At 54.9% G+C, this 26,126-nt stretch carries 21 protein-coding genes; 11 read left to right on the forward strand and 10 right to left on the reverse strand.

What is annotated here, in order from left to right:
• Positions 1–146: 146 nt before the first annotated feature.
• Positions 147–2,159 carry a methyl-accepting chemotaxis protein gene (locus V4U84_RS18205; protein WP_334077650.1) on the forward strand — a complete coding sequence of 671 codons (2,013 nt, stop codon included), beginning with the start codon at positions 147–149 and terminating at the stop codon, positions 2,157–2,159.
• Positions 2,160–2,228: 69 nt separating this feature from the next.
• On the opposite strand, the gene V4U84_RS18210 is transcribed toward V4U84_RS18205, so the two are convergent.
• The 7 genes from V4U84_RS18210 to V4U84_RS18240 all read right to left on the reverse strand — a co-directional run bounded on the left by V4U84_RS18210 (position 2,229) and on the right by V4U84_RS18240 (position 9,721).
• Entirely contained in the window at positions 2,229–2,381 is a 153-nt protein-coding gene (locus tag V4U84_RS18210) for a hypothetical protein (RefSeq protein ID WP_334077651.1), read from the reverse strand.
• Positions 2,360–3,841: a glycoside hydrolase family 32 protein gene (locus V4U84_RS18215; RefSeq protein WP_334074243.1), complete on the reverse strand. Its 1,482-nt coding sequence runs from the start codon at positions 3,839–3,841 to the stop codon at positions 2,360–2,362. The genes V4U84_RS18210 and V4U84_RS18215 overlap by 22 nt, the downstream gene beginning before the upstream one ends.
• Before the next feature lie 28 nt (positions 3,842–3,869).
• Complete coding sequence (locus tag V4U84_RS18220) at positions 3,870–4,694, reverse strand: carbohydrate ABC transporter permease (protein ID WP_334074244.1); 825 nt, start codon at positions 4,692–4,694, stop codon at positions 3,870–3,872.
• Entirely contained in the window at positions 4,694–5,578 is an 885-nt protein-coding gene (locus V4U84_RS18225) for a carbohydrate ABC transporter permease (RefSeq protein WP_334074245.1), read from the reverse strand. Before V4U84_RS18225 ends, V4U84_RS18220 begins: the two co-directional genes overlap by 1 nt.
• A gap of 115 nt (positions 5,579–5,693) precedes the next feature.
• Positions 5,694–7,031 (reverse strand): ABC transporter substrate-binding protein, encoded by a 1,338-nt coding sequence (locus tag V4U84_RS18230; protein WP_334074246.1) that lies wholly within the window; start codon positions 7,029–7,031, stop codon positions 5,694–5,696.
• 513 nt (positions 7,032–7,544) lie between these two features.
• Positions 7,545–8,522 carry a LacI family DNA-binding transcriptional regulator gene (locus V4U84_RS18235; RefSeq protein WP_334077652.1) on the reverse strand — a complete coding sequence of 326 codons (978 nt, stop codon included), beginning with the start codon at positions 8,520–8,522 and terminating at the stop codon, positions 7,545–7,547.
• Positions 8,523–8,605: 83 nt separating this feature from the next.
• Positions 8,606–9,721, reverse strand: a complete 1,116-nt coding sequence (locus V4U84_RS18240; RefSeq protein ID WP_334077692.1) for a GntR family transcriptional regulator — start codon at positions 9,719–9,721, stop codon at positions 8,606–8,608.
• Between the two features lie 443 nt (positions 9,722–10,164).
• Between V4U84_RS18240 and V4U84_RS18245 the strand changes: the two genes are divergently transcribed.
• The 5 genes from V4U84_RS18245 to V4U84_RS18265 all read left to right on the forward strand — a co-directional run bounded on the left by V4U84_RS18245 (position 10,165) and on the right by V4U84_RS18265 (position 19,072).
• Positions 10,165–11,409, forward strand: a complete 1,245-nt coding sequence (locus V4U84_RS18245; protein ID WP_334077653.1) for an extracellular solute-binding protein — start codon at positions 10,165–10,167, stop codon at positions 11,407–11,409.
• Positions 11,410–11,498: 89 nt separating this feature from the next.
• Positions 11,499–12,374, forward strand: coding sequence for a carbohydrate ABC transporter permease (locus V4U84_RS18250; protein ID WP_334077654.1), 876 nt, complete (start codon positions 11,499–11,501; stop codon positions 12,372–12,374).
• 21 nt (positions 12,375–12,395) lie between these two features.
• The gene (locus V4U84_RS18255) at positions 12,396–13,241 is read left to right on the forward strand and encodes a carbohydrate ABC transporter permease (RefSeq protein ID WP_334077655.1); all 846 of its coding nucleotides are present in this window, start codon (positions 12,396–12,398) and stop codon (positions 13,239–13,241) included.
• 30 nt (positions 13,242–13,271) lie between these two features.
• Positions 13,272–14,762 (forward strand): alpha-N-arabinofuranosidase, encoded by a 1,491-nt coding sequence (locus tag V4U84_RS18260; RefSeq protein WP_334077656.1) that lies wholly within the window; start codon positions 13,272–13,274, stop codon positions 14,760–14,762.
• A gap of 50 nt (positions 14,763–14,812) precedes the next feature.
• Positions 14,813–19,072, forward strand: coding sequence for a LamG-like jellyroll fold domain-containing protein (locus tag V4U84_RS18265; protein WP_334077657.1), 4,260 nt, complete (start codon positions 14,813–14,815; stop codon positions 19,070–19,072).
• A 347-nt stretch (positions 19,073–19,419) separates the two neighbouring features.
• Here the strand turns inward: V4U84_RS18265 and V4U84_RS18270 are convergent, their stop codons facing one another.
• Positions 19,420–19,608: a hypothetical protein gene (locus tag V4U84_RS18270; protein ID WP_334074254.1), complete on the reverse strand. Its 189-nt coding sequence runs from the start codon at positions 19,606–19,608 to the stop codon at positions 19,420–19,422.
• Positions 19,609–20,093: 485 nt separating this feature from the next.
• Between V4U84_RS18270 and V4U84_RS18275 the strand changes: the two genes are divergently transcribed.
• Entirely contained in the window at positions 20,094–20,459 is a 366-nt protein-coding gene (locus tag V4U84_RS18275) for a winged helix-turn-helix transcriptional regulator (RefSeq protein ID WP_334074255.1), read from the forward strand.
• Between the two features lie 143 nt (positions 20,460–20,602).
• A complete protein-coding gene (locus V4U84_RS18280) occupies positions 20,603–21,115 on the forward strand; it encodes a YbhB/YbcL family Raf kinase inhibitor-like protein (RefSeq protein ID WP_334074256.1) in 513 nt (170 codons plus the stop codon).
• 12 nt (positions 21,116–21,127) lie between these two features.
• Here the strand turns inward: V4U84_RS18280 and V4U84_RS18285 are convergent, their stop codons facing one another.
• Positions 21,128–21,382: a YciI family protein gene (locus V4U84_RS18285; RefSeq protein WP_334074257.1), complete on the reverse strand. Its 255-nt coding sequence runs from the start codon at positions 21,380–21,382 to the stop codon at positions 21,128–21,130.
• Between the two features lie 296 nt (positions 21,383–21,678).
• On the opposite strand from V4U84_RS18285, the gene V4U84_RS18290 reads away from it, so the two are divergent.
• Entirely contained in the window at positions 21,679–23,001 is a 1,323-nt protein-coding gene (locus V4U84_RS18290; protein WP_334074371.1) for an MATE family efflux transporter, read from the forward strand.
• Positions 23,002–23,067: 66 nt separating this feature from the next.
• On the opposite strand, the gene V4U84_RS18295 is transcribed toward V4U84_RS18290, so the two are convergent.
• Positions 23,068–23,340, reverse strand: coding sequence for a hypothetical protein (locus tag V4U84_RS18295; RefSeq protein ID WP_334074258.1), 273 nt, complete (start codon positions 23,338–23,340; stop codon positions 23,068–23,070).
• Positions 23,341–23,431: 91 nt separating this feature from the next.
• Here V4U84_RS18295 and V4U84_RS18300 point away from each other — a divergent pair, with 91 nt between their 5' ends.
• The gene (locus tag V4U84_RS18300; protein WP_334077658.1) at positions 23,432–25,168 is read left to right on the forward strand and encodes a sensor histidine kinase; all 1,737 of its coding nucleotides are present in this window, start codon (positions 23,432–23,434) and stop codon (positions 25,166–25,168) included.
• Between the two features lie 2 nt (positions 25,169–25,170).
• On the forward strand, positions 25,171–26,025 hold the full coding sequence (locus V4U84_RS18305) for a response regulator transcription factor (RefSeq protein ID WP_334077693.1): 855 nt from the start codon (positions 25,171–25,173) through the stop codon (positions 26,023–26,025).
• Positions 26,026–26,126 lie beyond the last annotated feature (101 nt).

The raw sequence follows: 26,126 nt of genomic DNA on the forward strand, positions 1-26,126 counted from the left end.
AATGTTGCAAAATGTCGAAATAAAATATAGTTCAATTTTTAAATTACATAAGAGAGAAGTGACTACCATTGAAAAAAGAATCCTCTGTATCTTCTCCCCCAGTTAAACCGGGATTAAAAGAGCGGGTAACGCAAGGTTGGAAATTTGTGAAAAGCCAGTTGAGGCTGATGAGAACGAAGCTGGTCATCTGGTTTTTAATTATCCTCATCGTGCCGAGCGCGGTAATCGGCTTTTTCTCGTACGAAAGCGCGGAGCGGGAAGTGGAGGCAAGGATCAAAAACGGCATCTACTCCAATGTGGCTCTCGTTCGCAGCTCCATTGATCAGCAGCTGACCTCCGTCATCAAGAATTTGGAGCTGGTGTCGTCCCAATTTAAAGCGGGGGATGTCGGCGCTCCGGAAACCCAAAGCAAGCTGGACCGGATCCGGGCCGCTTATCCCGAATTGGAAGAGGTGATTCTGGCGGACGAAACAGGCGCGTTTGTGGTTTCACCCAAGCCGAAAAACGGTAAATTCGATCCGCTGAAGGCGGGCTGGTATACGAAAGGTCTGGAGCGGGCTGGGGAAGCGGCCTTGTCGGAAACGGGCGAGACGGCCTTGACGGGGCAGAGGGTGTTCAATGTATCGAAGTCGCTGGGCGAAGGGAAAACGGTGCTAAATTTTGCCCTCAACCTGAATAAGCTGACGGAAAGTGTGAGCAACGCGAAGATCGGGGATACCGGAACGCTGATTGTCACGGATAATCTGGGGAAAGTCGTGACAGGCACAGGATTTGTTTACGATCAGGGGTATCTCAAGCCCGGGGCGCCGATAGAAGTGACCGGAGATGTCCTGGAAAAGGCTTCGGCCGAAGAGAAGTACGCCGACATCACGAAAACAATCTCCAGTTCCTTGGGAGTTCCGCTCGAAGTTTACACGGACATAGTGCCCGCAACGGGCTGGAAGGTCAACGCGATGCTCAGCCCCAATGACTATGGGGTGGCCGCCAAACCGATCATGAACACCACGCTGATCGTCATTGGCTTCTCCATCCTCATTGTCGGCATTCTGATTTTCTTCGTAATGCGCTCTTTTGTCGTGCCGCTCCGTAGATTGCAGCGGGGAACGAACAGTGTCAGTAACGGAAATTTAACGGAAATAGTACAGTTGAAAAATAAAGACGAATTCGGCGCGCTGGCGGATGATTTCAACGCGATGACCGATTCTCTGCGCACGATGGTAACCGAGCTTGGTCAAACCTCCTCCCAGCTTGCTTCGTCCTCGGAGACGATCAAGGAAGGGACGGAGCAAACCCCCCAATCGGTACAGCATGTCGCCGAGATCATTCAGGAGACGGCGGAGGCCGCGGTATCGGGAGCGGAAGCCTCCAAGCAGACGGCCCGGGCGGTGGAAGAAATGGCCCGCGGCGTAGGAGCCATCGCGGAGTCGGCGAATAAGATCGTGGACTCGGCGGGACAAACCGAACAAGATGTGGAACGGGGAAGCCGGACTATCGAGAACGTCAGCGGGCAGATGAACCGGATCCTGGAGGCGGTGGCCGAGTCCACGGATATGGTTCAGGAGTTGGCAAAGCTTTCCGGGGAGGCCAGCGCCATGAATGAAGCTATTGCGGAGATCGCCAACCAGACCAACTTGCTGGCGCTGAATGCGGCGATTGAAGCGGCCAGAGCGGGCGAACAGGGACGCGGATTTGCCGTCGTTGCCGGCGAAGTACGCAAGCTGTCGGAGCAGTCCAAACGGACTGCGGATAACATCGGCGCGACGATCCATAAAATGAACGATTTGATCCAGCGCTCCAACGCAACGATGAACGGAAATGTGCGCACTCAGGTGGGAGAGGGGCTGCGGATCAGCGAGGAGGCGGCAGCGGTTTTCGCGAACATCGAACAGTCGACCGCGCGCATTACCGAGCAAATTCAGGATATTTCCGCGGTGGCCGAGCAAATTTCCGCCGGAACCGAGCAGGCTTCCGCAGCGGTCCACCAGTTGTCCAACATGTCCGAACATTCCGCGGAAAGCGCACAGACCACATCGGCAGCCGTGGAAGAGCAGATGGCCTCGATGCAGGAAATCGCCCACGCCTCTCAAGGACTGGCCGATATGGCGATCAACCTTCAGAACCTGGTCAAGCGGTTTAGAGTGAATGACGGATCATTGTAAAAAAGAGCGGGCTGCAAAGGGATTCCCCTTTTGCAGCCCGCTCTGTTCTTTGTTTATGGCATTTGCCGTCTATTCCTCCAGCAGATGCAGCGCCTCCGCGGCCAGCAAGGCCTGGGTGTACAAGGATACGCCCGGTTTGCCGAACGGTATCCCCATCCCGGCTACCGCTCTTAAAATAGGGAGGAGGAATCCCTTCCACATCACCGCTTTGCGAGATCCCATTTCCGCAGCCGGTCCACCCGGCACTCCCCGGTGGAGAACAATACGATTCCCTGGGAGGCGGCCCCAGGATAGATCCGGGCGGTCATGACGACCTCCCCGTCTCCGGCAAACACCTCAACGGATGATTTATCCATAAAAATCCGCAGTTGAAGCCGGCCTTCTTTAAGAGGGACGAAGGCTTTGCGCCGACCGCCCAAGCCGACGCCGGACCGATCCCGGTCGATGCAGAGCATTCCCCCGGAAGTTTCGTAAGCAATGACGGTTTCTTCTTTTCCCGTTCCGTCGGTCCGCAGCTTCAGTCCGAATTGCGTGGCGGTGCCGGGCTCAAACTCCACCTGAAGCTCATAACAGTCTCCCGAGGTGTTCAAAGGGATCTCGCCATCCAGCCGGGTTTCTCCCAATTCATATAGAGCGGTGCGCCAGGACTCCACCTCGAGAACCGGCTGGAACAGAATCCGGTTCCCGTCCGGGACGACCACGCGCGGGAGGCTCATGGCACCGGCCCAATGGTGTCCATGCTGGGTAGGAATGTCCTGTTCCCACATTTCCATCCAGCCGATCACAATGCGCCTTCCTTTGTCATCGACGGCGGATTGCGGGGCGTAGAAGTCAAAGCCATGGTCCACTTGAGCTTGGGAGGTCGGATGGAACGACCCGGTTTCCGGGTCAAACTCCCCAACCATGTACATGGTGGAGTGGAGGTTCCGGTATTGTTCTCCCTGAGCGGGCATCCGCTGGGGCGACAGCATCAGAACGTATTTGTCTCCCAGCGGGAACAGATCGGGGCACTCCCAATTATCCCCCATGGTTCCGTCGCTCTGGGCCAGAATGTTTACAAAAGTCCATTCTTTCAAATCGGACGACCGGTAGAGCAAGATGAGGCCGTTGCCTTGCGCATCGTTAGACCCGAGAACTACATAATAGCGGTCGCCGATTTGCAGAACTTTGGGATCCCTGAAGTCTTTGCGGCTTACTCCATCGGGAATCTGGCTGCGGTGAATCACCGGGTTCCCCGGATATTTCGTAAAGGTAATCCCGTCTTCGGACATGGCCAGCGCCTGGACTTGTTCATAATCCTTATCCGGATCCGCTCCGGTCACCCGATGGCCCGTATACATAAGCACGAGCTTCCCGTCAACTTCTACGGCACTGCCCGAGAAGCACCCGTTCTTGTCATAAGTTTCCCCCGGGGCAAGAGCCACGGGAAGGTACTCCCAATGGAGCAGATCGCGGCTGACGGCATGGCCCCAATGCATGGGACCCCAATACGCCTTGTAAGGATAATGCTGATAGAACAGGTGATAGACTCCGCCCGAATGAATAAATCCGTTCGGATCGTTCATCCAGCCGTACTCCGCCATGAGATGATAGTTAAGTCTGTATTCCGGATTCAATAAATGCTTCGATTCCCGAATGAATCGATCCGCTCGTTGGGCGGTATAAGTTGATTCAGTAAACATACTTAAATAGGCCTCCCGAAAAAATCCCTTATTTTATGGAACCCTGCATGACTCCCTGGATAATGTACCGTTGAGCGAACAAATAGACGAGCATAATCGGCAAGACCGTCAGCACGAGGCCGGCCATGAGCGGCCCATAATCCACGGAGTAAGTGCCGTAAAAGTTAAAGGTGGAGAGCGGCAAGGTTCTGTTTTCCGGCGAAATGAGGATCAGGGAAGGAAGCAGGTAATCATTCCAGATCCAGAGTACATTCAAAATCGAAATGGTTGCCGTCGTAGGCGCCAGCACCGGAAATACGATTCTGAAGAAGGTTTGACGGCGCGTGCACCCATCGATGAGTGCGGCTTCCTCCAGCTCAGCGGGAATCCCTTTTACAAAGCCGTGGTAAATAAACACCGCCAGCGGACTCCCGAAACCCAGATACATATAGATCAGGGACCATTTGTTATCCAGCAGGTTCAAGGAACCGTAGATTTTGACGAGCGGGATCATGATGGCCTGAAAAGGAATAATCATCGCCGCAACCATGATCATAAACGTGTACTGATTGAATTTCGTGTTGTTCCGCACAAAATAGTGAGCGGTCATCGCGGCAAACAGCGAGATTAGAGCCACGCCCAAAAGGGTGATCGCCAACGAATTGAAGAAGGAAGCCGTGTAATTCATTTTTTCGAAGGCGTTTCGATAGTTCTCCCAGTTCAACGTTCCCGGAAACGATAGCGGGTTGGACGTGATGGCCGTATTCGCTTTAAACGAATTGAGCAGCAGAAAGAAAAACGGGAAGACGAACAGGCAAAGGACCAAGATCAAACCGGTGGTTCTTATCCAGGCCGAAGAACGTGAGCTGCGCATTAGGCTTCCACCTCCATCTTTTTGCCGAAGTAGACCTGAAGCAATGTAATGGCCGCCACCAGGAGAAACAGCACGAGCGCCTCGGCCTGACCGAGCCCGTAATCCCGGGAAAGGAAAGCCTTTTCGTAAACATGCATGGAGACCATTTCCGTGCTTTTAAACGGACCGCCTTTGGTCAGCGAAAGGTTCACATCGTACACCATGAAGCCGCGCTGCAGCGTCAGAAAGATACATACGATAAACGAAGGGACCATCAGCGGCAAAATCATCCGGCGCAGCTTGGTCCAGCGGTTGGCTCCGTCAATGCTGGCCGCTTCCAGAACATCATGAGGCACACTCATGAGTCCGGCGATGTAAATCACCATCATGTATCCGGCGTATTGCCATACTGTAACTATGACCAGGGCCCAGAACGCTTTATCCGGATCCGCCAGCCAGGAGTAGCTGAAGAGTGGGATGTTCGCTTTTTCGCCAAGGAAAACGAAGACATTCGAGAAGATAAACTGCCAGATCAGCCCGAGCACGATGCCGCCGACCAGATTGGGCAGAAAGAAGCCGGCCCGGAACAGGTTCTGGCCCTTCAAGCCGCGGGATAAACCGAGGGCCAGCAGAAAGGCCACGGCATTGACCAGAACTACGGTAAAAAACACATATTTAAGCGTTAAACCGAAGGATTGCCAGAATACTTTATCCTGAAAAACCTTGGTGTAGTTTTCGAACCAAACGAGCGAATGTGAGGTGGCGATGCCATCCCAATTCGTCAATGTCAGATAAATGCCGTAAAGGAACGGGATGATCATCACTGTGATAAAGGCAAACAAGGTTGGGCCGGTGAACAACAGTCGGTTTTGCAGGCGGGGCCACCATTCCTTCTCCCTAATCATAATTCGATTCCTCTTTTCTATTATGTCTATGTCGATGGAAGAACAGAAAGGGACAAGACCAGGCTTGCCCTTTCTCTGTTCTGTTAACTGATGAATTGTGGAGGAGCCGTTCTCTTTATTTTACGGTTTTCCAATATTCCTCGATTTCCTGAATCAATGTGCTGCGGTCTCCGGCATCGCTCAAATATTTCTGCATGGAAGCGCCGAGTTTGGCCCAGTGGTCGGCGGGCAGAACGCTCATCGATTCCTGGGATTTGCCGCTGGCCATGTATTCTTGAATGGATCGGCCGAGCGGATCGGCGGCCGGCAGGGTGATGCTCTTGAAGGCCGGGATGATATTGGCCTTATTTACCAGGAAGTCCTGCCCTTTTTCCTCGTACACCAGCCAGTTCAAAAAGGCCTTGGCCGCTTCTTGCTGTTCCGGCGAGCTCTTTTCCTTGTCTACGACAATCCGCTTGGACGTTGCCGAGGAGAGTTCCTGATTTCCGAAATCGGCGGCATTATCGCTGATCGGTACAGGAATAAACCCGTATTCCCCGTTCGCCGTATCGAAGGATTTAATTTGCGGCCAAGCCCAGTTGCCTTGGAACCAGATGCCGACTTCCCCCTTGCCGAGGAGCTCGGCACCGCGCTCATAGACGCCGGAGAGCGGGGATTTCTTGTCGATGTTATACTTTTTCATCAGATCGAACGTATCGAGCAGCCCGTTCAGAGATTTGTTGTCGGCCAGGGCGGTTTGGCCCGCTTTCAACGAATCGATAAATTTGTTGACTTCGGCCATGTCCTTATTCTGGGTAGCGTAAGCCAGCGGCAGGAAATGGGCTCCAAGCGACCAGTCCATCGGCGAAATAATCAGCGCTTTCTTTCCGGAAGCTTCGATTTGTTTGAACAGGTTTTCCAAGTCGCTTCTGGTCTTTATCGTACTTGGATCAAATTCACCGCCGACGGCTTGATCGAGAACCGCCTTATTGTAAATGAAACCGTAGCCTTCTATGGCCAGAGGGAAGGCGAGGTTCTTGCCGTCAAACGTCGTCAGTTTCGTTGCATTCTCCACGATGTCGGCGTTCCACTTCTCACCGCTCAAGTCGAGGAGCCGGTCTTTAAATTTCTCGACATCCCCCGTATCCAGCATGATCATGGTCGGCGGGTTTCCCGAAGCGTACATGGTTGAGGCGCGTTCGAAAGGCGAGGTTCCCGCCGGAGCCGCCATAATTTCGAGCGTGATGCCGGGATGGTCGGCTTCAAACGTTTTAGCTGCCTCTTCGAGTTGGGTTTGAATTTCGCCCTTGGAGTTCAGCAAGGAGATTTTCACCTTGCCGCCGGAGCCTCCAGTTGAGGATTCGGCGCCTTCGGCGCTTTTGGAGCCGGCTTGATTGCCGCCTCCGCAGGCCGAGACGAGGAGCGTTAAAATTGCGATCATGACCGTCATGTTCATCCAGGATACTCGTTTCATTTCTTTTCCCCCTGTTAAATGTAATCGCTTGCATCGTTTACGAGACCATTGTATGTCAAACGATTAACATATGTCAATCGTTTGACATAAAAAATCGCAAAAAAAATGGGGGCTATCCCAAAAGTCATCGTAGGTGACTGAGGGAAGGCCCTTCTCGACGGTTGCTCCAACGGATATAATAGGCGCTATTTCGCTCAAAAGTAACTCTTGCGGATTTCTAACGGAAATAGCAGCGGCTATTGAGGTAATATCACGCCCCAATGAACTCATTTTGCCCAAATAGCCGCTACTGCGTCCGTTAGAATGTCAATTCATGCGTAAAGGACGAAATAGCGGCTATGGCTTCCGTTAGAATGCCCGGCGAGCTTGAGACTTCCGTTCGAATACCCGGCAGAGCTCCGGTCTTTCGTTGAAATGCCCCCGCAAGCTTCGGGCTTCTGCGCTCCTCGAAAGTGCGGCGCTCCCCCGGTACGATAAACGCGGAGATAGTGGCTACTGGCAATGGCCAGATTTTCAGGCGGAATCCCGCACAATAAGTTCTACAGGCAAAATATTCGTAAAATCGACGGTTTCTCCTTCCACCTGCCTGCACAGCAAGTCTACGGCAAGTTTGCCCATCTCGTCGACGGGCTGGCGTACGGAGGTCAATTCGGGCGTAACCCACCGTGCTGCGCTTACGTCATCATAGCCGATGATTTTGACCTCTTCGGGGACCCTCTTGCCGACCCGCTTGCATTCCTTGATAGCGAAGGTGGCAATTATATCGCTAGTGGCGAAAATTCCGTCGATATCCGCATGCTCCTTCAACAGCTTGCTGAGCAGTTCTTCATACTTGGCCTGATCGAACACATTCATGTCCGTTTGAATGATCAGATGCTCGATCCCGTGCTGACGAACCACGTCAAGAAAAGCGCTTGTTCTCTGGTTGGCCAGCAAATCCAGCTGCAAATTACCGCAAATATGTGCGATTTTGCGGCAGCCTAGGGCCACAAGCCGTTCGGTTGCCAAACGGCCGCCCTCGTAATTGTCCGAGCTAATAAACGGAATCTCCTCTCCAATCTGCCGGTCAAAAGTCAGAATCGGCGAACGAAGGCTTTGGTACTCCTCCACCTCCAGCGTATGACTCCCCATAAAAATCCCATCCACCCGGTTGCGCTTCAACATCTCGATATAGTCCCTTTCCTTGATGGGATCACGCTGGGAGTTGCATAGCAGCACTTTGTATCCTTTCTGGTAGGCGTAATACTCCACCCGGTCCGCCAATTCGCCGAAAAAGGGGTGGGAGACGCTGGGAACGATCAAACCCAGGATATTGGACTGCTTGCGCAACAGGGATCGGGCGATCTCGTTCGGTTGATATCCGAGCGCATTCATAGAATCATAGACCTTTTTTCGCGTCGCTTCGCTGATGTATCCCCGGTTGTTGAGCACCCGGGATACCGTAGTGACGGAGACGCCGGCCTTGGCGGCCACATCGTGAATCGTTGCCATAGGTTATCCTCTTTCGTTTCTCTAATCTATCAAACAATATACCTTAGAGGCATGCGAAGGGACAAGAAGGCAGTCCCTTTCCTTTATTCTTCGCGCCCCTTCACACTCGCGGTGGAGCCGCGGATCACCAGCCTTGGTTCGTACACGATGGATTGGGGAAGCAGGTCCATGCCCTCGACCGCGGCCACAATCCACTTGGCGGCGGCCATGCCCAGCTCCATTTTGGGATGGGTGACCGAAGTCAGCTTTACCTCGGAAGCTTCCGCCAGGGGGGAATCGTCGAACCCGACGATCGAGATCTCGTCCGGTACCCGCAGTCCTTGTTTTCTCAACAAGTCCAGTACGGCCAGGGCCAACTGGTCGTTGTAGCAGACGATGGCGGTGGGAAGGGGCGAAGCCCCGCTGAAGAAGGGCTCCAGACGCCGAATGAGGGCACTGCCTTGCTCCTCGGTCGTGTAGGTCAGCACCATTTCCGAGAAGAATTCGACTTCGTTCTCACGGAAAGCCCGGATAAATCCTTTCATCCGTTCTATTCCTTGCAGGTCATCCGTTTTAAACAGCCCGACGATGCGGTGGTGTCCAAGCCGGATCAAATGGTCCGTAGCGATGAAGCCGCCGTGGTCATCATTCACGATAAGATGGGGAGGCATTAACTGCGCGTAGAATTGGTTGATCATCAGATAGGGAATCTGGTTCTGCTCAAGCGCTAAATAGTAATTGATATTCGGGTTGTAATTACTGCTCCTCGTCGGCTCCACGATCAGTCCGTCAACCCCTCGGTTCAGCATCGCTTGCAGACATTGTTTTTCCTTCTCCATATCATTGTCCGTACAAGCCAACGTTAGCGAATATCCCTCGGCGGTCAAATAAGATTCGATGCCTTTGATAATCGAAGGGAAAATATAGTCGGAGATATAGGTCGTAATGACGCCGATATTCTTCCGATTGACGCTCGCGGGAGAGGAGCCGGAAGGCCCCGCATAAGAAGCATTCGCCGATAAATTCGGGCTCGCGGAGCAAAACGTCCCCGCACCTTGTTCCCTGTAAAGCAAGCCCTCATGCACCAGGGCGCCGATCGCTTGCCTGACGGTATGACGACTGACAGCGAACATGCCGGAAAGCTCTTTCTCCGAATATATTTTATCTCCGGGCTTTACTTTTCCGTCTCGGATCCATTCCGTAATTTGTTCCTTGACCATATTGTATTTGGTTTTTTGTTCCGACACGTTATCACCACTTCGATCTGTATGTTTAGCTATATACTAACCTGCCCAACTTGGAAACAAAACTATCGTATCAAATCGCATGGAAATTTACTATGAATAAATAGGAAGGCCGCAAATACATATATAAATATGTACGTACAAAAATGATTAAACCGATTGACATGTACGAACATGCGGATTAATATTTGATACATAGAATACGCTTACAACCAATTCAACGTTTAAAAACATCCTTTTTGCCGAGAAAAAAACAGCTGAGAGTTAGTCGTCATATGGCTAGTTGAGGAAAGGAGGCCTATATCCGCTTAAACATGTACGTACATCTAATGGACTAGTGGGGGCAACAACATCTGGGCGTGACAGAATGGTAACCGGGACTTTTATGCGTGTAGAAAGAAATCGAGGAGGAGAACAAATTGAAAAGAAAAACCATTTCTTTAATTTTGCTGGCAGCTTTATTAAGCGCTTTACTTTCGGCCTGCGGAAGCGGATTGGACAAAAATACCATCGTCTTCTGGACGCCGTTAACCGGGGATGACGGGGCGTACATGGACCAGATCGTCAAGGCATACAACGCGACCAATCCGGAGATTAAAGTAAAACACGTCATTACATCGGATATGTACACCAAAGTCTCCACGGTGCTGAACTCCGGCAAAGGCGTGCCCGACCTGGCCATCATCCACGCCGACCGCGTTCCGGGCTTCGTTAAGCAAGGGGTGCTTGAGCCGCTGACCGGCGTGCTGTCCGCGCAGCCGGAACTCAAACAGGACAACTATTTGCCGCAAGCCTGGTCGACCGGTACGATCGACGGCACACAGTATACGGTTCCCCTCGATATTCACAGCAATGTGATGTATTACAACAAGGATCTGCTCAAGAAATACAACGTTGAATCTTTCCTGGACGATAACGTCGTCACCATCGACGAGATGTTGTCTCTCCAAGGCAAGTTGGATGAGGGCGATTATGTCGTCAATGACGCGCTCCTCGGCTGGGTCATCCTGGCTCAGGTGCAAAACCTCGGCGGCGATATCCAGCAGGACGGCAAGCCGGCCGTCAACACCGAGGTGATGAAGAAGGCGTTTGAAAGCGTGAAGAAGATTGCCGACGCGGGCTTGATGACCCCGTTCGGTGAAGACGGTTACCTGATGTTCCAAGGCGGGCATGTTCTTTTCTCCACGGACGGGACCTGGAGCTCCACCGCGCACGCCAAAGTGGAAGGGCTTAACTTCGGCGTCACCAACATTTACTCGCCGACGCCCGACAAGTTCACGAACCGGGCCTCCTCGCATTTGTTCGCCATGCTGAAGAACGAGAAGCGCACGGATGAGAAGGAGAAAGGCATCGGCGCCTTCCTGGAGTTCATCCGTCAGAATTCCATGGAGTGGGCGAAAGCCGGGCAAATCGTAGCCAGTAAGCAGATCATCGAAAACCCGGAATACAAAAACTACATGCAATCTTTCTTTACTTCCGACGAAAAGGAAATTGAATCCCTTTACATTTATACGTATGAGCACTATCCGTACATTGCCGAGGCGGTGGATACGTACTGTGCGGATATCGTCCGCGGCAATGTGGACCTCGATGAAACTCTGGCCACCATGCAGAAGTTTGTCGAAGACAAAATCGCCGAGAACAGCAAAGCGGCGGCACAATAAACGGACTTGAAACAGGGCAAAGCGCCAAGTGGAGTAATGTGTCATGGATCATGGCACATTACTGTTCCCAAAAGGAGAAAGGAAGGGCTATGAAAAAGAGATCTTTTACACCTTACTTCTTTGTTGGTCCCCATCTCATCCTGTTTATCGTCTTTATTTTGGTGCCGACGATTTATGGGATTTACGCTTCGTTTACGAAGTGGAATTTACTCGGGGATCCGGTCTGGGTAGGTTTTGAAAACTACAAAACGATACTGTTCGATACAACTTCCACTTTCAACACCCAATTTATGAACGGCATGAAGAACACATTGATTTTTGTCGGCCTCAGCGTTCCGATTCTTATTGTCATCCCGCTGCTTGTGGCGGTGGCTCTGGAACATAAAAAGGTCAAAATGAAGGGGCTTATGCAGTCCATTATTTACATTCCCGGTCTGATTTCCATCTCCGCGGCGGCGCTGATCTGGCTGCTGATCTTCAACAAGCAGCTCGGAATCACCGGCAACGTGTTCGGCTCGCAAATTCCGTGGCCGGCGAACCAACCCTATGCCTGGATCATCATTATCGTAATCACGGTTTGGGGCGGCGTCGGCGGCAACATGATCATTTACCGCGCCTCCATCAACGGTGTGGCGAAGGACCTTTATGAGGCGGCGGAAATCGACGGGGCCGGCTCCATCCGGAAGTTTACCAGCATCACGCTGCCGTCGATCCGGTTTCCGCTCATTTACACCTTCGTGATGACAACGGGCGGCGCTTTTAACGTCTTTGGCCAGCCGTTAATGATGACCAAGGGCGGTCCGCAGCAGAGCACACACGTCCTGATGATGTATATCCGCCAGTTGGCGTTCGGCCACGGGGAATCCATCGCCGGAATGGCGTCCGCGATGGCGGTGCTGCTGGGTCTCGTGATCCTGATCATTTCCGCCATGCAGTACTATGTGATGAACCGGAATGCTTCCTAAAGGAGAGGTGGGTGAGGCATCATGCTGAAAAAAATCAATATATCCAAATATCTGGCCTATTTGTTTTTAATCGTACTTTGCTTGATCTGGATTATCCCGGTGCTGTTCGGAATCACCACGTCTTTCCGGACGGAAGCGGAGGTGGTCTCGAACGGTTTCCGGTTGCTGCCGGAGAGCTGGAACTTCGAGAACTATGCGGCGATTCTGGAAAATACCTCGACCGCGCCGATTCTGCGCTGGCTGTTTAACTCGCTGTTCATCGCGATCACCCATACCTTCCTGGTGATTGTCGTCATATCGCTGACAGGCTACGGGTACACGCGCATCAACTTTAAGGGCAGGGATACGCTGTTTTTTACGCTGCTCGGCATTTCTTTTTTTCCGGGAGTCGTTAACCTGATTCCTTCCTACAAAATCATCGATGCGCTGGGCTGGGTCAATACCGCCTGGGCGATGATTATTCCGGGGCTGGCCGGGATGGGCAATATCTTTCTCGTCAGACAGTTTCTGAAGGGAATCCCGACCGAACTGGACGAATCGGCCCGCGTGGACGGGGCCAGTGATTTCCGGATTTATTATTCGGTAATTTTGCCGCTGATCAAGCCGGTGCTGATCGTGTGCGGGCTGTTCTCATTTATCGGCTCCTGGAACGATTTCCTGTGGCCGGTCATTGTGTATACCGATGTCGACAAGATGCCGGTTACGGCCGGATTGCTGCTGCTGCAGGACATTTACGGCAACTACCGCATGATCGGGCAGCTGGTGGGTTCGGCTATATTGGCGATCATTCCTACGTTGGTTCTGTTTTTATTTGCGCAAAAGCATTTCCTGCAATCGATCAACCTGAATTCCGGGATCAAAGGCTAGAAGAGAATAGAGACATGGAGGAGAGAGAAGATGTCAAACCAAATTATCATCAACACGGATATCGCGAAGGGGAAAATCAACAGGAACATCTATGGCCATTTTGCCGAGCATTTGGGCAGATGCATCTATGAAGGGATTTGGGTGGGAGAGGACTCCCCCATACCGAATACGCAGGGCATTCGCAACGACGTGCTCGAAGCGCTGAAGCAGATCAAGGTACCGGTACTGCGCTGGCCGGGCGGCTGTTTTGCCGACGAATATCATTGGAAGGACGGCGTCGGTCCGCGTGAAGGGCGGAAGCGCATGGTCAATACGCATTGGGGCGGCGTCGTGGAAAATAACCATTTCGGCACTCATGAGTTCATGCTGCTCTGCGAGCTGCTGGAGTGCGAACCGTATATTTGCGGCAACGTGGGCAGCGGCACGGTTCAGGAGATGTCCGAGTGGGTGGAGTACATGACGTTCGACGGGGAATCGCCGATGGCGTCCTGGCGCGCCCAAAACGGCAGAGAGCAGCCGTGGAAGCTGAAGTACTTCGGCGTCGGCAACGAGAACTGGGGCTGCGGCGGGAATATGCGGCCGGAATACTATGCCGATCTGTACCGGCGTTACCAGACTTACGTGCGCAACTATGGCGACAACAAACTCTACAAAATCGCCGGCGGAGCCAATGTGGACGACTACAATTGGACGGAAGTGCTGATGAAAAACGCCGGCTGGCTGATGGACGGCTTGAGCCTGCACTACTATACGATTCCGGGCGACTTCTGGCTGGGGAAAGGATCGGCGCTTGATTTTCCCGAGGACGAATGGTTCATCACCATGAAAAAGACGCTTTATATGGATGAGTTGATCGCGAAGCACAGCACCATTATGGATAAATACGATCCCGACAAGCGGGTCGGCCTGATCATCGACGAATGGGGCACCTGGTTTGACGTGGAGCCGGGCACCAACCCGGGCTTCCTGTATCAGCAAAACACGATCCGCGACGCTTTGGTCGCCGGGCTGCATTTTAATATTTTTCACAACCATTGCGACCGCGTGCATATGACGAACATCGCGCAGACCGTGAATGTGCTGCAGGCGATGATTTTGACGGAAGGTGAAAAAATGATCCTGACGCCGACGTACCACGTCTTCGACATGTACAAAGTGCATCAGGATGCGGAATTGCTGGCGGTCGATTCCACCTTCGGCAGCTACGAGTACAACGGGGAGAAGCTGCCGCAAGTGACGGTATCGGCCTCGAAGGATGAGCGCGGCAAGGTTCACATCAGCTTGTGCAACATCGACCACAACAACGGCGCGGAACTGAGCCTGGAGCTGCGCGGCGGCGTTTGGGCCCACGAAGCCAAAGTATCGGGTACCCTGCTGACCGCAGGATCGATGAACGCCCACAATTCTTTCGAGTGCCCCGATGCCGTGAAACCGGTGGAATTCTCGGACGTGACCGTGCAGGCCGACCGTCTGCTAATCAAGCTTCCGCCGATGTCCGTGGTGACGCTGGCTGTGGAGTAGCTTGAAGTATCGCATATGTTCAAAAGAATCGGTAATGAGGAGAGATGTCCGTGAAGGGAAGGTTCGGCAAGCTTCTGGCGATAGCGCTGGTATGGACGCTGCTATGGCCGTCGAATGTGTTTGGGGACGTTAGCGCGGCAGCGGGGAAACCCGGCTCCGATTTACAGGGGCACTGGGCGGAAAAAGAGTGGTCTTCCTGGATTCAAAACGGCTGGATCCGCGGTTATGGCGACGGCACTTACCGGCCGGATCAGCCGATGACGCGGGCGGAGTTCGCGGCGCTCGTCAACCGGGCGCTGGGCTTTGCCGAGATCGGCGGCGCGGCCTTTACCGATTTGAAGCCCGAAGACGCCGCCTACCCGGAGATCGGGAAGGCGGTTGCGGCGGGGTATATGGACGGTTTTGAAAATGGAACCGTCCGCCCCGCCGAGCCCGTTACCCGGCAGGAAGCCGCGGTGATGCTGTTCCGGGCGTTCCGCCTGGAGCCGGTTGCGGGCGGGATTTCCCCGGGGCTCCGGGACCTGGCGGCCATGCCGGCGTGGAGCAAGCCGGCGGCGACCGCTCTCTGGAGCGGCGGTTATGTAAAAGGGTCTGCGGGCGGCGCTTTTAACCCGGCCCGTCCCGTTACCCGTGCCGAGGCCGTCGCCCTGCTGAACCGCCTCTCCGGCAAGGTGCTACTTGCGCCGGGAACGTTCGGCGGAGACCATGCGCGGAATATGATCATCCAAAGCGGAGGGGTGACCTTGAAGGATGCGGTGATTCCGGGCAATCTGTACCTTTCCGAAGCGATGGGCGGCGGGGAGGTCGTGCTGCGGAATGTGAAAGTAGCGGGCAAGGTGTTTGTGTGGAGCGGCGGTAAGGACACGCTGACGCTCATTGACTCGGACATCGGCGATATCGTGATTGATAAGCAGGGAGGCGATATCCGGCTCACCGCCCAGGGAACGACCGCGGTGCGGCGGCTCACCGCCGTGTCCGGTGCCGTTTCGATCCATATTGAAGAGGATAGCACAATTGAAAGCGTTGACATTCGGGGCGACCAAACCATTCCCGTCACCGGGAAAGGGAAAATCACTTCCTCCAACAGCCGGTTGATCCGTCAGGAACAAGGGCAAGCGCAGGGGCAGGGCCCGGAATCCGGAAGTGCCGGTACGGGTTCGAGTTCGGCCTCCTCCGGCTCCGGCGCTTCTTCCTCGCATGGCAGCGGGTCCGCACCGGTTCCGAATTCGCCGCCGGGCACCGGCATCCCGTCCTTCGCGAATGTATCCGTGCATGATCCTTCAATCATCAAGGACGGCGGCGCTTATTATGTATTCGGTTCGCACATCGAAGCGGCAAAATCGACGGACCTGATGCACTGGACGCGATTTACGAACGGGTACGACACGCCGGGCAACGTACTGTACGGCGACCTGTCCGCCAATCTGGCGGCCTCGTTCGCCTGGGCCGGGGAGGATGACGCGGACAGCAAGGGCGGGTTTGCCGTCTGGGCGCCGGACGTGTTCTGGAACAAGGATTATAAGAACGAGGACGGCACCACCGGGGCCTACATGATGTACTACAGCGCCTCGTCCACCTACATCCGGTCCGCGATCGGTTATGCGGTGTCCAAGAAGATCGAGGGTCCTTACCGTTACGTGGACACGGTCATTTACACCGGATTCGCGCGGGATGAGGCCTATGACAACAACAGCGATGTCAACAAAAAGTGGGATAACACCAACATCAAGCCTTTGATTGAGAAAGGCGCTTTGCCGGGCGTTAAAACCGACTGGTTCAACGGCAACGGTTCCTATAACAACGCCTCCTATCCTAACGCGATCGATCCGACGCTGTTCTACGATAAGAACGGCAAGTTATGGATGACTTACGGCTCCTGGTCCGGCGGGATTTTTGTCCTGGAGCTCGATCCGGCGACAGGGCAAGTCAAATACCCGGGGCAGGACGGAAAAACGGCGGACGGCCGCATGATCGACCGTTACTTCGGCATCCATATCGCCGGCGGGTATACGAAATCCGGCGAGGGCCCGTTCATCCTTTACGACGAGGACACCGGATATTATTATCTGACCGTGACGTACGGCGGCTTGGCGGCCAACGGCGGCTACAATATGAGACTGTTCCGTGCGGGCGCGCCGGAGGGTCCATATGTGGATGCCGAAGGAAAGGGAGCGGTGCTGCCGGACCGTTCGGCGGCCAATACGGCTTATGGCATCAAGATGATCGGCAATTTCCTGTTCGAACGGGAGATCGGCGATCCGGGATCGGGTCCGGGATACGGTTATGTATCTCCGGGGCATAATTCGCTGTATTTTGACGAAAAGACGGGCAAACGCTTCCTGATCTTCCATACCCGTTTCCCGCAAAAAGGCGAGGCGCATGAAGTCCGGGTTCACCAGCTCTTTTTGAACAAGGACGGGTGGCTGGTCACGGCGCCTGCGGGCTATACCGGGGAGACGGTTAAGCCGGTCAGCGCCCGGGATGTAACGGGGGATTACAAGTTCGTCAATCACGGTTTGTCCTACTCCGGCGAGATCACGAAGTCCGTTCCACTCCGGCTGAAGGAAGATGGGTCGGTGGCGGGCGATATCACAGGCACTTGGAAGTTAAGCGACGGCTACCGGGCATCCCTCACGCTGAACGGGGTGACTTATGACGGGGTCTTCGTCCGCCAGTGGGATGAGACGCGGCGCGCGGAAACGATGACCTTTACGGCCAGCTCGAAGGCGGGGGAAACCATTTGGGGCATCCGACAGCCGGATAAAAGCGATGAGAGCCTCGTGGCGGACGTCCGGCAAGCCTTGACCCTTGGCGATACAAGCAAGGTCATGGCGAATTTGGCGCTGCCGGCACGCGGAGCCCGGGGGACGCTCATTGCGTGGAAGTCCTCGGACCCTGGCGTCATCACCGATCAAGGCGTGATTTCTCCGCCGGAGCCGGGACAACCGAACCGGACGGCTACCCTGACAGCGACCATTACTAAAGGGAATGCTTCCGCCGTAAAAACCTTTTCCATCGTTGTCGTCCCGGTGGACATCTCAGCCGGGCTGGTGGCGCACTACGGGTTTGAGGAAAATCTGAAAGATTCGTCCGGCCGGTTTGGCGTTGGGGTCGTCACGGGGGACCGGATCGACAAATCTCCCGGGGGAAACATCACCTTCGGCGAGGGCGTGAACGGCAAGGCGGCCGCATTCGACGGCGCTTCCGGCATCCGGCTGCCGGACGGATTGATCCAAGGGAACAAGTACTCGGTTTCGCTGTGGTTGAATCCGGAGAAACATACGGCCAACACCACTACCTTTTTCGGCGGCACGAACAAAAACTGGATCAGCCTCGTCCCGCAAGCCTGGGACAACAACACGATGCTGTGGTCCGGCGAAGCGTGGTACGACGGCACGACAGGTTCGCGAATCCGCGCCAACCAGTGGTCGCACATCGCCTTTACCGTGGACGGGGACGCGGTTAAGGTTTATGTCGACGGCGTTTTGAAGTATTCCGGCGCAGGCTTCCCCGATGTCTTCAAAACCGGCAAAGAGACCTTTGGCCTGGGCGTCAATTGGTGGGATGCGCCGTTCCTAGGCCGGATGGATGAGGTGCGCGTCTACAACGTCCCGATCACGGACGCGCTGGTCGCGAAGCTGGCAGCCGCCCGGCCGGACGGAGTGGAGCCGCCGGCCGAATTGACGGCGAAGTTCTCCTTTGAGGGGAACTTGGCGGATACGGTGGGCGGCCTGGGCGGAACGGTCGTCGGCGAGAAAATCGACGACGTTTCCGCAGGCGGCGTTATCGGCTTTGCCGACGGCGTTAACGGGAAAGCGGCCGTGTTTGACGGGAAGTCGGGCGTCCTTCTGCCGAAGGGACTGATCTCCAGTCCGAACTACTCGGTGACGATGTGGGTCTACGCCGACCGTCTGACGACCTATACCCCGGCCTTCTTCGGCGCGCAGACCAACAACAGCTGGATCAGCCTGCTGCCGGCCGGGCCGGAGGCTGCCGGAAGCGGCGGAGGCGCTTCCTCCAAGCTTTGGTCCGGCTCGTCCTGGTACGACGCCGTCACCGGGGTGAGCACGCCGCTGCGTACGTGGACCCACCTGGCTTTTACCGTGAATCGGGGCAAGGTAACGGTCTACGTGAATGGCGAAGCGAAATTTACGGGCGCAGGCTTCCCCGATATATTCACGGACGATCAGGGCACCTTCGCCCTGGGCGTGAACTGGTGGGACCCGCCATTCCAAGGCATGCTCGATGAGCTGCATGTCTACAAAGGCGCCCTTTCGGCGGAGCAGGTCGCAGACCTGGCCGCCCGCTAAAAGGGCGGAGCGCCGCCTTCCGGCTATCGGGCCGGGAGGCGGTTTTTTTGCCTGAAGGCATAGGTGCAGAGCGAGGTGTAGCGCTAGGTGTAGGGCGAGTTGTAGCGTGGCCTGAATCGGGCTTGCCTTGCCTTGGACCGCCGGTTTCGCTCCCTGTCTGCTTCTCTTTTTAGATATAATCGACTTTTAGTAGCATAGATACGGCGTTTTATTCCTCTAACGGACATAATAGCCGCTATTTCGCCAAAAGTGGCTCCATCTGAATTCTAACGGAAATAGTAGCGCCTATTTGCGGATTTCCCCGTCCCAATGTCCTCCTTTTACCAAAATAGCGGCTACTGCGTCCGTTAGAATTCCGTTTTGCCCTGAAAGGACGAAATAGCCGCTATGGCTTCCGTTAGAATTTGTGGCCAGTCTGTCGAGCCTTCAGGCTGGGCCTGGTGGTGGCAGTATGCCGCCAAAAAGAACGGGGTCGCGATGTTAACGATGTTTTGACCGATCAACTCCCCGGTTGCTGTTATGGCGGGTCCCGTCATTCCGTCGGCAACCACGGCCGGTCGGGCGCGTGCTCCCCGCGATCGGTAGCTCTAACGGACGTAATAGCCGCTATTTCGCCAAAAGAGGTTCCTTCTGAATTCTAACGGAAATAGTAGCACCTATTTGCGGATTTCCCCGCCCCAATGCTCTCCTTTTACCAAAATAGGCGCTACTGCGTCCGTTAGAATTCCGTTTTGCCCTGAAAGGACGAAATAGCCGCTATGGCTTCCGTTAGAATTTTCGGCCAGTCTGTCGAGCCTTCAGGCCGGGTGGTGGCAGGTATGCCGCCAAAAAGAACGGGGTCGCGATGTTAACGATGCCCTGGCCGATCAACTCCCCGCTATGCTGTTATGGCGGGTCCCGTCATTCCGGTGAAATTACCGCCGAAAAGCCCGCTATTCGGGATCACAAGGTCAGCCGGACGCTTCTTGAAGCGGGGTATGTTAAACTAGGGGAACCAGTGAAAGGAAACAGGAGGATTACTATGAAGCTTCGCCATTCGTTTACCTGCCCGCTTGAGTTGACCCACGATATGATGAAGGGGAAGTGGAAGCCGATTATTTTGTGGCGCCTCCGTCTGGGGCGGACTTCGCTCTCCAGGCTGCAAAAGGACATCGAAGGCATCAGCCAGAAAATGCTGCTGGAACAACTGAAGGAACTCATGGAATACGGGTTCGTGAAAAAACGTACATACGCCGGATATCCGCTGCAAGTGGAGTACTACTTAACCAAACCGCTGGGCGAGGAAATGCTTGAGGCGTTGAAAATCATGCAGGGCATCGGTATCCGGTATTTGGAACAGAAGGGAATGCGGGAACTGCTGGAGGCGAAAAAGGTCGTTCCCGAATAATCGGCGAAGCGTACTCCCCACTCCATCCCCAATATACCCACAAAAAAGTAAGTAATAGCCTCCTCGGCGCGGCGTCTCTATAATGGGATACATGATCAAGAACTGCGCAGTCCTTGCAACCAGCATCAAGGAGGAATAACTAGATGATTGTAACCAGTACGGGCATTGTGGACGGCCATATTCAAGACCGTTTCGGCCAAAAAGGAACCCAGTTCAACGAGGCGGGGGTACCTACGTATTCTCTGCCGCTAAAGATAGAGCAAGCCCCCGAGGGCACCCTGTCCTTCGCGTTCGTTCTGGAAGATAAGGATGCCTACCCCGTGGTCGGTTTTTCCTGGATTCATTGGATGGGAGCCGACCTGACCCGAACGGAGCTGCGCGAGAACGAAAGTCTTCACGCGGCCGATTTTGTTCAGGGGGCCAACAGTTGGATCAGTCTTCAGGGAGGAAGTCTGGCCAAGGATGTCTGCAGCGGTTACGGCGGGATGACACCGCCGGACGCTCCGCACCGTTACGAGCTTCACGTCTATGCGCTGGATGCGCTTTTGGAACTGCCGCAGGGCTTTCTATTCAACGAACTGCACCGCCGGATGGAGGGGCATATCCTCGACCAGGCCACATTAAAGGGGATCTACAGTCACGATCCGGAAGAATGAACCCAATAAAGATTACCGCAGAACCCATTCTTTGACGATTAACGTGGAGGAGCCCCCTTGGATCAGCGGGTCCGCCTGCCCAATCCGGGCGGCTTCCTCCAAGGAATCGGACTTAATCAGGTAGGCGCCCCCGGTCGCATCGCCAAAGGGGCCGTACATTTCGAGCAGGCCTTCGTTTTTGAGTTGGTTCAGATGTTGGTAGTGTCCATCTACATGATCGGGATTGAAGGATTCGGTTCGGGTGGTCATCAACAAAAAATACTTCAAGATGTCATCGCCTCCGTTTTTAAATACATTTGGGCCATTATAGCATCGCTCCCTGGTATAAGGAACCCGCATGCCTGCATGACCCGGTTCATTGACATAACCAACCCCGAGTGATATGTTCAAACAGATACGGTTTAAATAATGAGTGATCGATTTTTATAGTTCTTTTTTGCAAAAGCTCTTCATTCCGAAGGGTTTTTTCCATTTTAAAAGTAAAGATGTGATGAATAGTGATTCGTTTACCCGAGCGTTTGCGAAATCCCGCGATTTTAAACAAATATTTTACCGGCGAGACGATGGATTACCGGCAGATTATCGCCCTGTTTATTCCGATTCTGATCGACCAGGTCTTCATCGTCGGGCTTAATCTGGTGAATACCGCGATGATCAGTTCATCGGGGGTCGCCGCGGTCAGCGCGGTGAATATGGTGGATTCGCTCAATATCTTTTTGATCAACGTGTTTGTCGCCGTGGCGACCGGGGGGACCGTGGTGGTAGCCCAGTACAAAGGCAGCGGCAACGACCCGATGGTATCCCGGGCCTCGGCGGCCACCGTGGCCGCCGTGTCGATGATCGCTCTGACCATCGGCCTGCTGATCATGGGCTTTCATAATCCGGTGTTGAACGTGCTGTTCGGAACGGCCTCGGCGGATGTCCTCGACAACGCCAGGGTCTACCTTATCGGCAGCAGCCTATCGTACCTGGGCATCGCGGTGGTTCAAGCCGTCTGCGGCGCCTTGCGCGGGATCGGCAAGACCCGGGCGTCGCTGGCCCTTTCGCTGATTATGAACCTGCTGTACGTGCTGCTCAACATCGTTTTCATTACGCTGCTGGACATGGGCGTGGTGGGGATGACGATTGCGGTAAACATCGCCCGTTACGTGGGGGCGGCCTGTGCGCTGTATTATTTGTTCAAGCTGGATGCCACGCTGCACCTCCGCATCCGCGACCTCTTTCATTTTCCGCTGTCGATGCTGCGCAAAATTATGTTTATCGGCGTGCCTTTTGCCGCCGAGCAGATGTTTTTTAACGGGGGAAAATTGTTGACCCAGGTTTTCATCGTCAGCTTGGGGACCTACGCCATCGCGACCAACGCGATTAGCGGCTCGCTCGCCATGGTGTTCCAAGTTCCCGCCAGCGCGATGTCCCTGGCGATTGTAACCGTGGTCGGGCAGTGCATCGGACGGGGGAATATCGAGGATGCCCGGAAGTTTATCAAATCCTTCCTTTGGCTGGGATCGATATCCCTGGCGCTGGTCGGACTGATTTTGATGCCGTTTTTCCGGCCTTTGGTGGGTCTTTTTGATCCGCCGCCGGAAATCGTGGACGACATATTTCTCGTTCTGCTCGTGAATACCCTGGCCCAGGTTCCGCTTTGGGCGATCAGTTTTATTTTGCCGTCCGCCTTGCGGGCTGCGGGAGATTCGAAGTTCACCTCCATCACGTCGATGCTGACCATGTGGTTGTTCCGGGTAATTCTCGGATATATTTTGGGCATTGTGTTCAATTTCGGCATCCTCGGCGTCTGGCTGGCGATGAACTGTGAATGGGGGGTCCGCGGAGCGATTTTCCTTTGGCGGTTCCGGGGCAAAAAGTGGTATGCGCATAAATTGATATAGCGGTCCATTAGCGAGCTTTCCGTAAAAAGACAACAAATCCCGGTCATCTTGACCGGGATTTGTTGCTTATTCATAATCGATGTTCTCGAATTTGCTGCCTTCCTCCAAATCAAGATCCCGCCGCGTCACGCTGTTTCCTTTGCTCCTGCCTAAAATGTATCCTTGTCGCCCGGTACATGCCAGAATCGTTTCTCTGCCCTGGTATTCATGCCGGTGTCGGTAGTATTCGGGGATGCGGCTGCCGAGGTTTACGGCTTCATTGCCGAATGAGCGGGATACGGAGGGATCGCCCCCTTTTTGTGATGCCGCCCCCCTCGAAAAAAGGACTTTTCCGTTCAACCTAGAATTTAGGTAACTCGAAAACGGAGGACCGACCGTCAAGGGGTGGAAAGGGGATGGACGAATGCGGCGTTTCCGCGGGTGGAATACCTTGCGTAATCAAATGCTGGTGGGGTTCCTTGGAGTGATGATCCTTATTTTGTGCGTGGTCGGGGTGGTCACCTTCGATTCCGTGTCCCGGCTGCTGAAAAACAATGCGGAGAAGCATATCCGGCAGACGGCGGTTCAGGCCAACGGCCGGCTGGAGGCCGTGCTGAACCAGATCGACTCCCTGACGACGCAGGTGGCTACGAACGCCTATGTCCAGAAGGTGCTGCTGAATGAGCGAAACGGGAATCCGGCGACGTTCTCGGAACGCCAAGCTTTGCTCTCCAGCATCAAAATCGTGCAGACCTATGCCGACGGCATCACCTCGGTCGAGCTGTACAGCGCTGAGAATCGGCGGCTGTTTCCGCTCGATGAAGGGCGTCTGGATATGAAGGTGGGCCAGGAATGGATCGCCAGGGCCAAGGAAGGCAAGGGACGGATGGTGTGGATCGGCAAGGACCCGTCGGAGCCGGACACCGTGCTGGCGATCCGCAGCGTCAGTCTGATGGACCAGTGGTTTACACACGGCGGATATGTGCTGGTACGGATGGACCGGGAGGCGTTCAGGCTGAGCGAATCGTTCAACGGTGATAGCGGTCGGGAGACGATGCTGGTCGTCGGGCAAAATTACAGCCTCATTGCCAGCAGCGATCCGATCTTTAATACGGGGGCAATCCGGCCGCTGGTGGAAGCGGAAGAGACGGGCGTGTCGATCGGCAAAAGGAAATACATGCTGGTGAAGCAGCCTTCAGCGGTCACGGGCTGGATTTTCTTGATCCTGACCCCCGTGAGCGCCATAACGGAGGGAATTTCCGTGTTGCGCACGGCCATTTTGATGTCCGCGGGGATCGGCACGCTGCTGTTTATCGTGCTGTCTTTTCCCATGTCCACGATCATTACCAGGCCGGTGTTCAAGCTGATCAAAACGATGCGCGGCGCCCGGCTGAACGGTCTTAAGCCGACGACGCAAATCTCGTCGACGATCGAGATCAATGAACTGAACCATACGTACAACCGGATGGTCGAGCATATGAACGGGCTGATCGAACTGGTGTACGAAAAAGAGCTGATCCAGAGCCGAACGGAGCTGAAGGCGCTGCAGGCGCAAATCCATCCGCATTTTTTGTTCAACACCCTGGAAGCGCTTTACTGGGCTTTGCAGGAGAAGCGGGAAGAGGAGCTTGCCGGATATGTGGTCGCGATGGCGGATTTGTTCCGCTATACGATTACGGGGCCGAACAAGGAGGAGTGGGTCACCCTGGGGGATGAACTGGAGCACATCGAGCGCTATTTGCTGATCATGAAAATGAGGCTTGGCGACCGGATCGCGTGGAGCATTTTGTCGCCGCCCGCTTACGCGCGGGTGAGCATGCCGAAGCTGTTGATTCAGCCGCTCGTCGAAAACGCGATCCTGCACGGCATCGAAGGCCGGATCGGTCCGGGAACGGTGACGATCCGGGTAGAGCCGGCCGGAGACGGGATCCACCTGGGGATCACCGTGGAAGACGACGGCCGGGGGATGGATGCGGCGACCCTGCGCACCTTGAACCATGCGCTGGAGACCGGCCAATCCCCGCCATCCAAAGGGACGGGGATGGGAATCTTCAACGTGCGGCAGCGGTTGAAGCTTTATTACGGCCGCGGCCGCTTGCGCCCGGGGGTGTCCATCCGCAGCGCCAGCGGCGAAGGCACCCGGGTCAGCTTGACAATTCCAATGCAGACGGGAGAGGGAGAGGAATGAATATGTGGAAGCGCAGGGTTATTTTGATTGTCGATGACGAACCGAGGACCCGCCAAGGGTTGAAAAATATGCTTGAGGCCTGGAGCGGCGGCCGCTACGAGGTGATGACGGCGGAACATGCCCCCCGGGCGATGGAGCTGCTGGCGGGGGAACCGGTCGTGCTGCTGATTTCCGATATCCGCATGCCGGAAATCAGCGGGCTGAGTCTGGTGGAGCGTCTTTCCGCGGCGGAAGCGGAGGAAAGCTCGGGAACGGGGGCATACCGGCCGGCGGTTATTTTAATTTCCGGTTACGCCGAATTTGAATATGCCCAACAAGCCATCCAGCTCGGGGTGGCCAACTATTTGCTGAAGCCGATCCGCAAAGAGAAGCTGATCGACACGGTGGAGCGGGCGCTCCGGGTTGGCGAGGAGCGCAGCCGGATGACCCGGCTCGCGCGGATAATGGACCGCAAGCTGCTCGAGGCCGCCGGGGAACTGGACTCGGTGGCGGAGCCCGTCAGGGAGGCGCTCCGCTATGTGGAGGAGCATCTTGATCAGGGCCTCGGCTTGCGCGAAGCGGCGCAGCACGTGCACCTAAACCCGAGCTATTTCAGCGTGCTGTTCAAAGAGCAGATGCGGATGACCTTCATCGAATACGTCACCCGCCTGCGGATTCAGAAGGCGAAGGAACTGCTGCTGCAAACGAAGCTGCCGGTAGGGGAGATCGCCGAGCGCGTCGGATATCAGACAACCAAGTATTTTAACAAGGTATTTAAAGAGTACGAAGGGCACAGTCCCGGTTTCTACCGGAACGAGGTGAAGGGCCAAGCGCCGGAAGTGCCGGGGCCGGACGCCGATCTAAAGAAATTGGAATAATACCCAATCGCTGTGACCTTATGTCCCTTGGCGGCAGGGTGCTACACTGGCTTCAGAGAGAAAGCGCATACATCTCTCAAGACCGAATAAGGGGGAAGGGA

Source organism: Paenibacillus sanfengchensis, assembly GCF_036864765.1.
Lineage (GTDB): Bacteria > Bacillota > Bacilli > Paenibacillales > Paenibacillaceae > Fontibacillus > Fontibacillus sanfengchensis.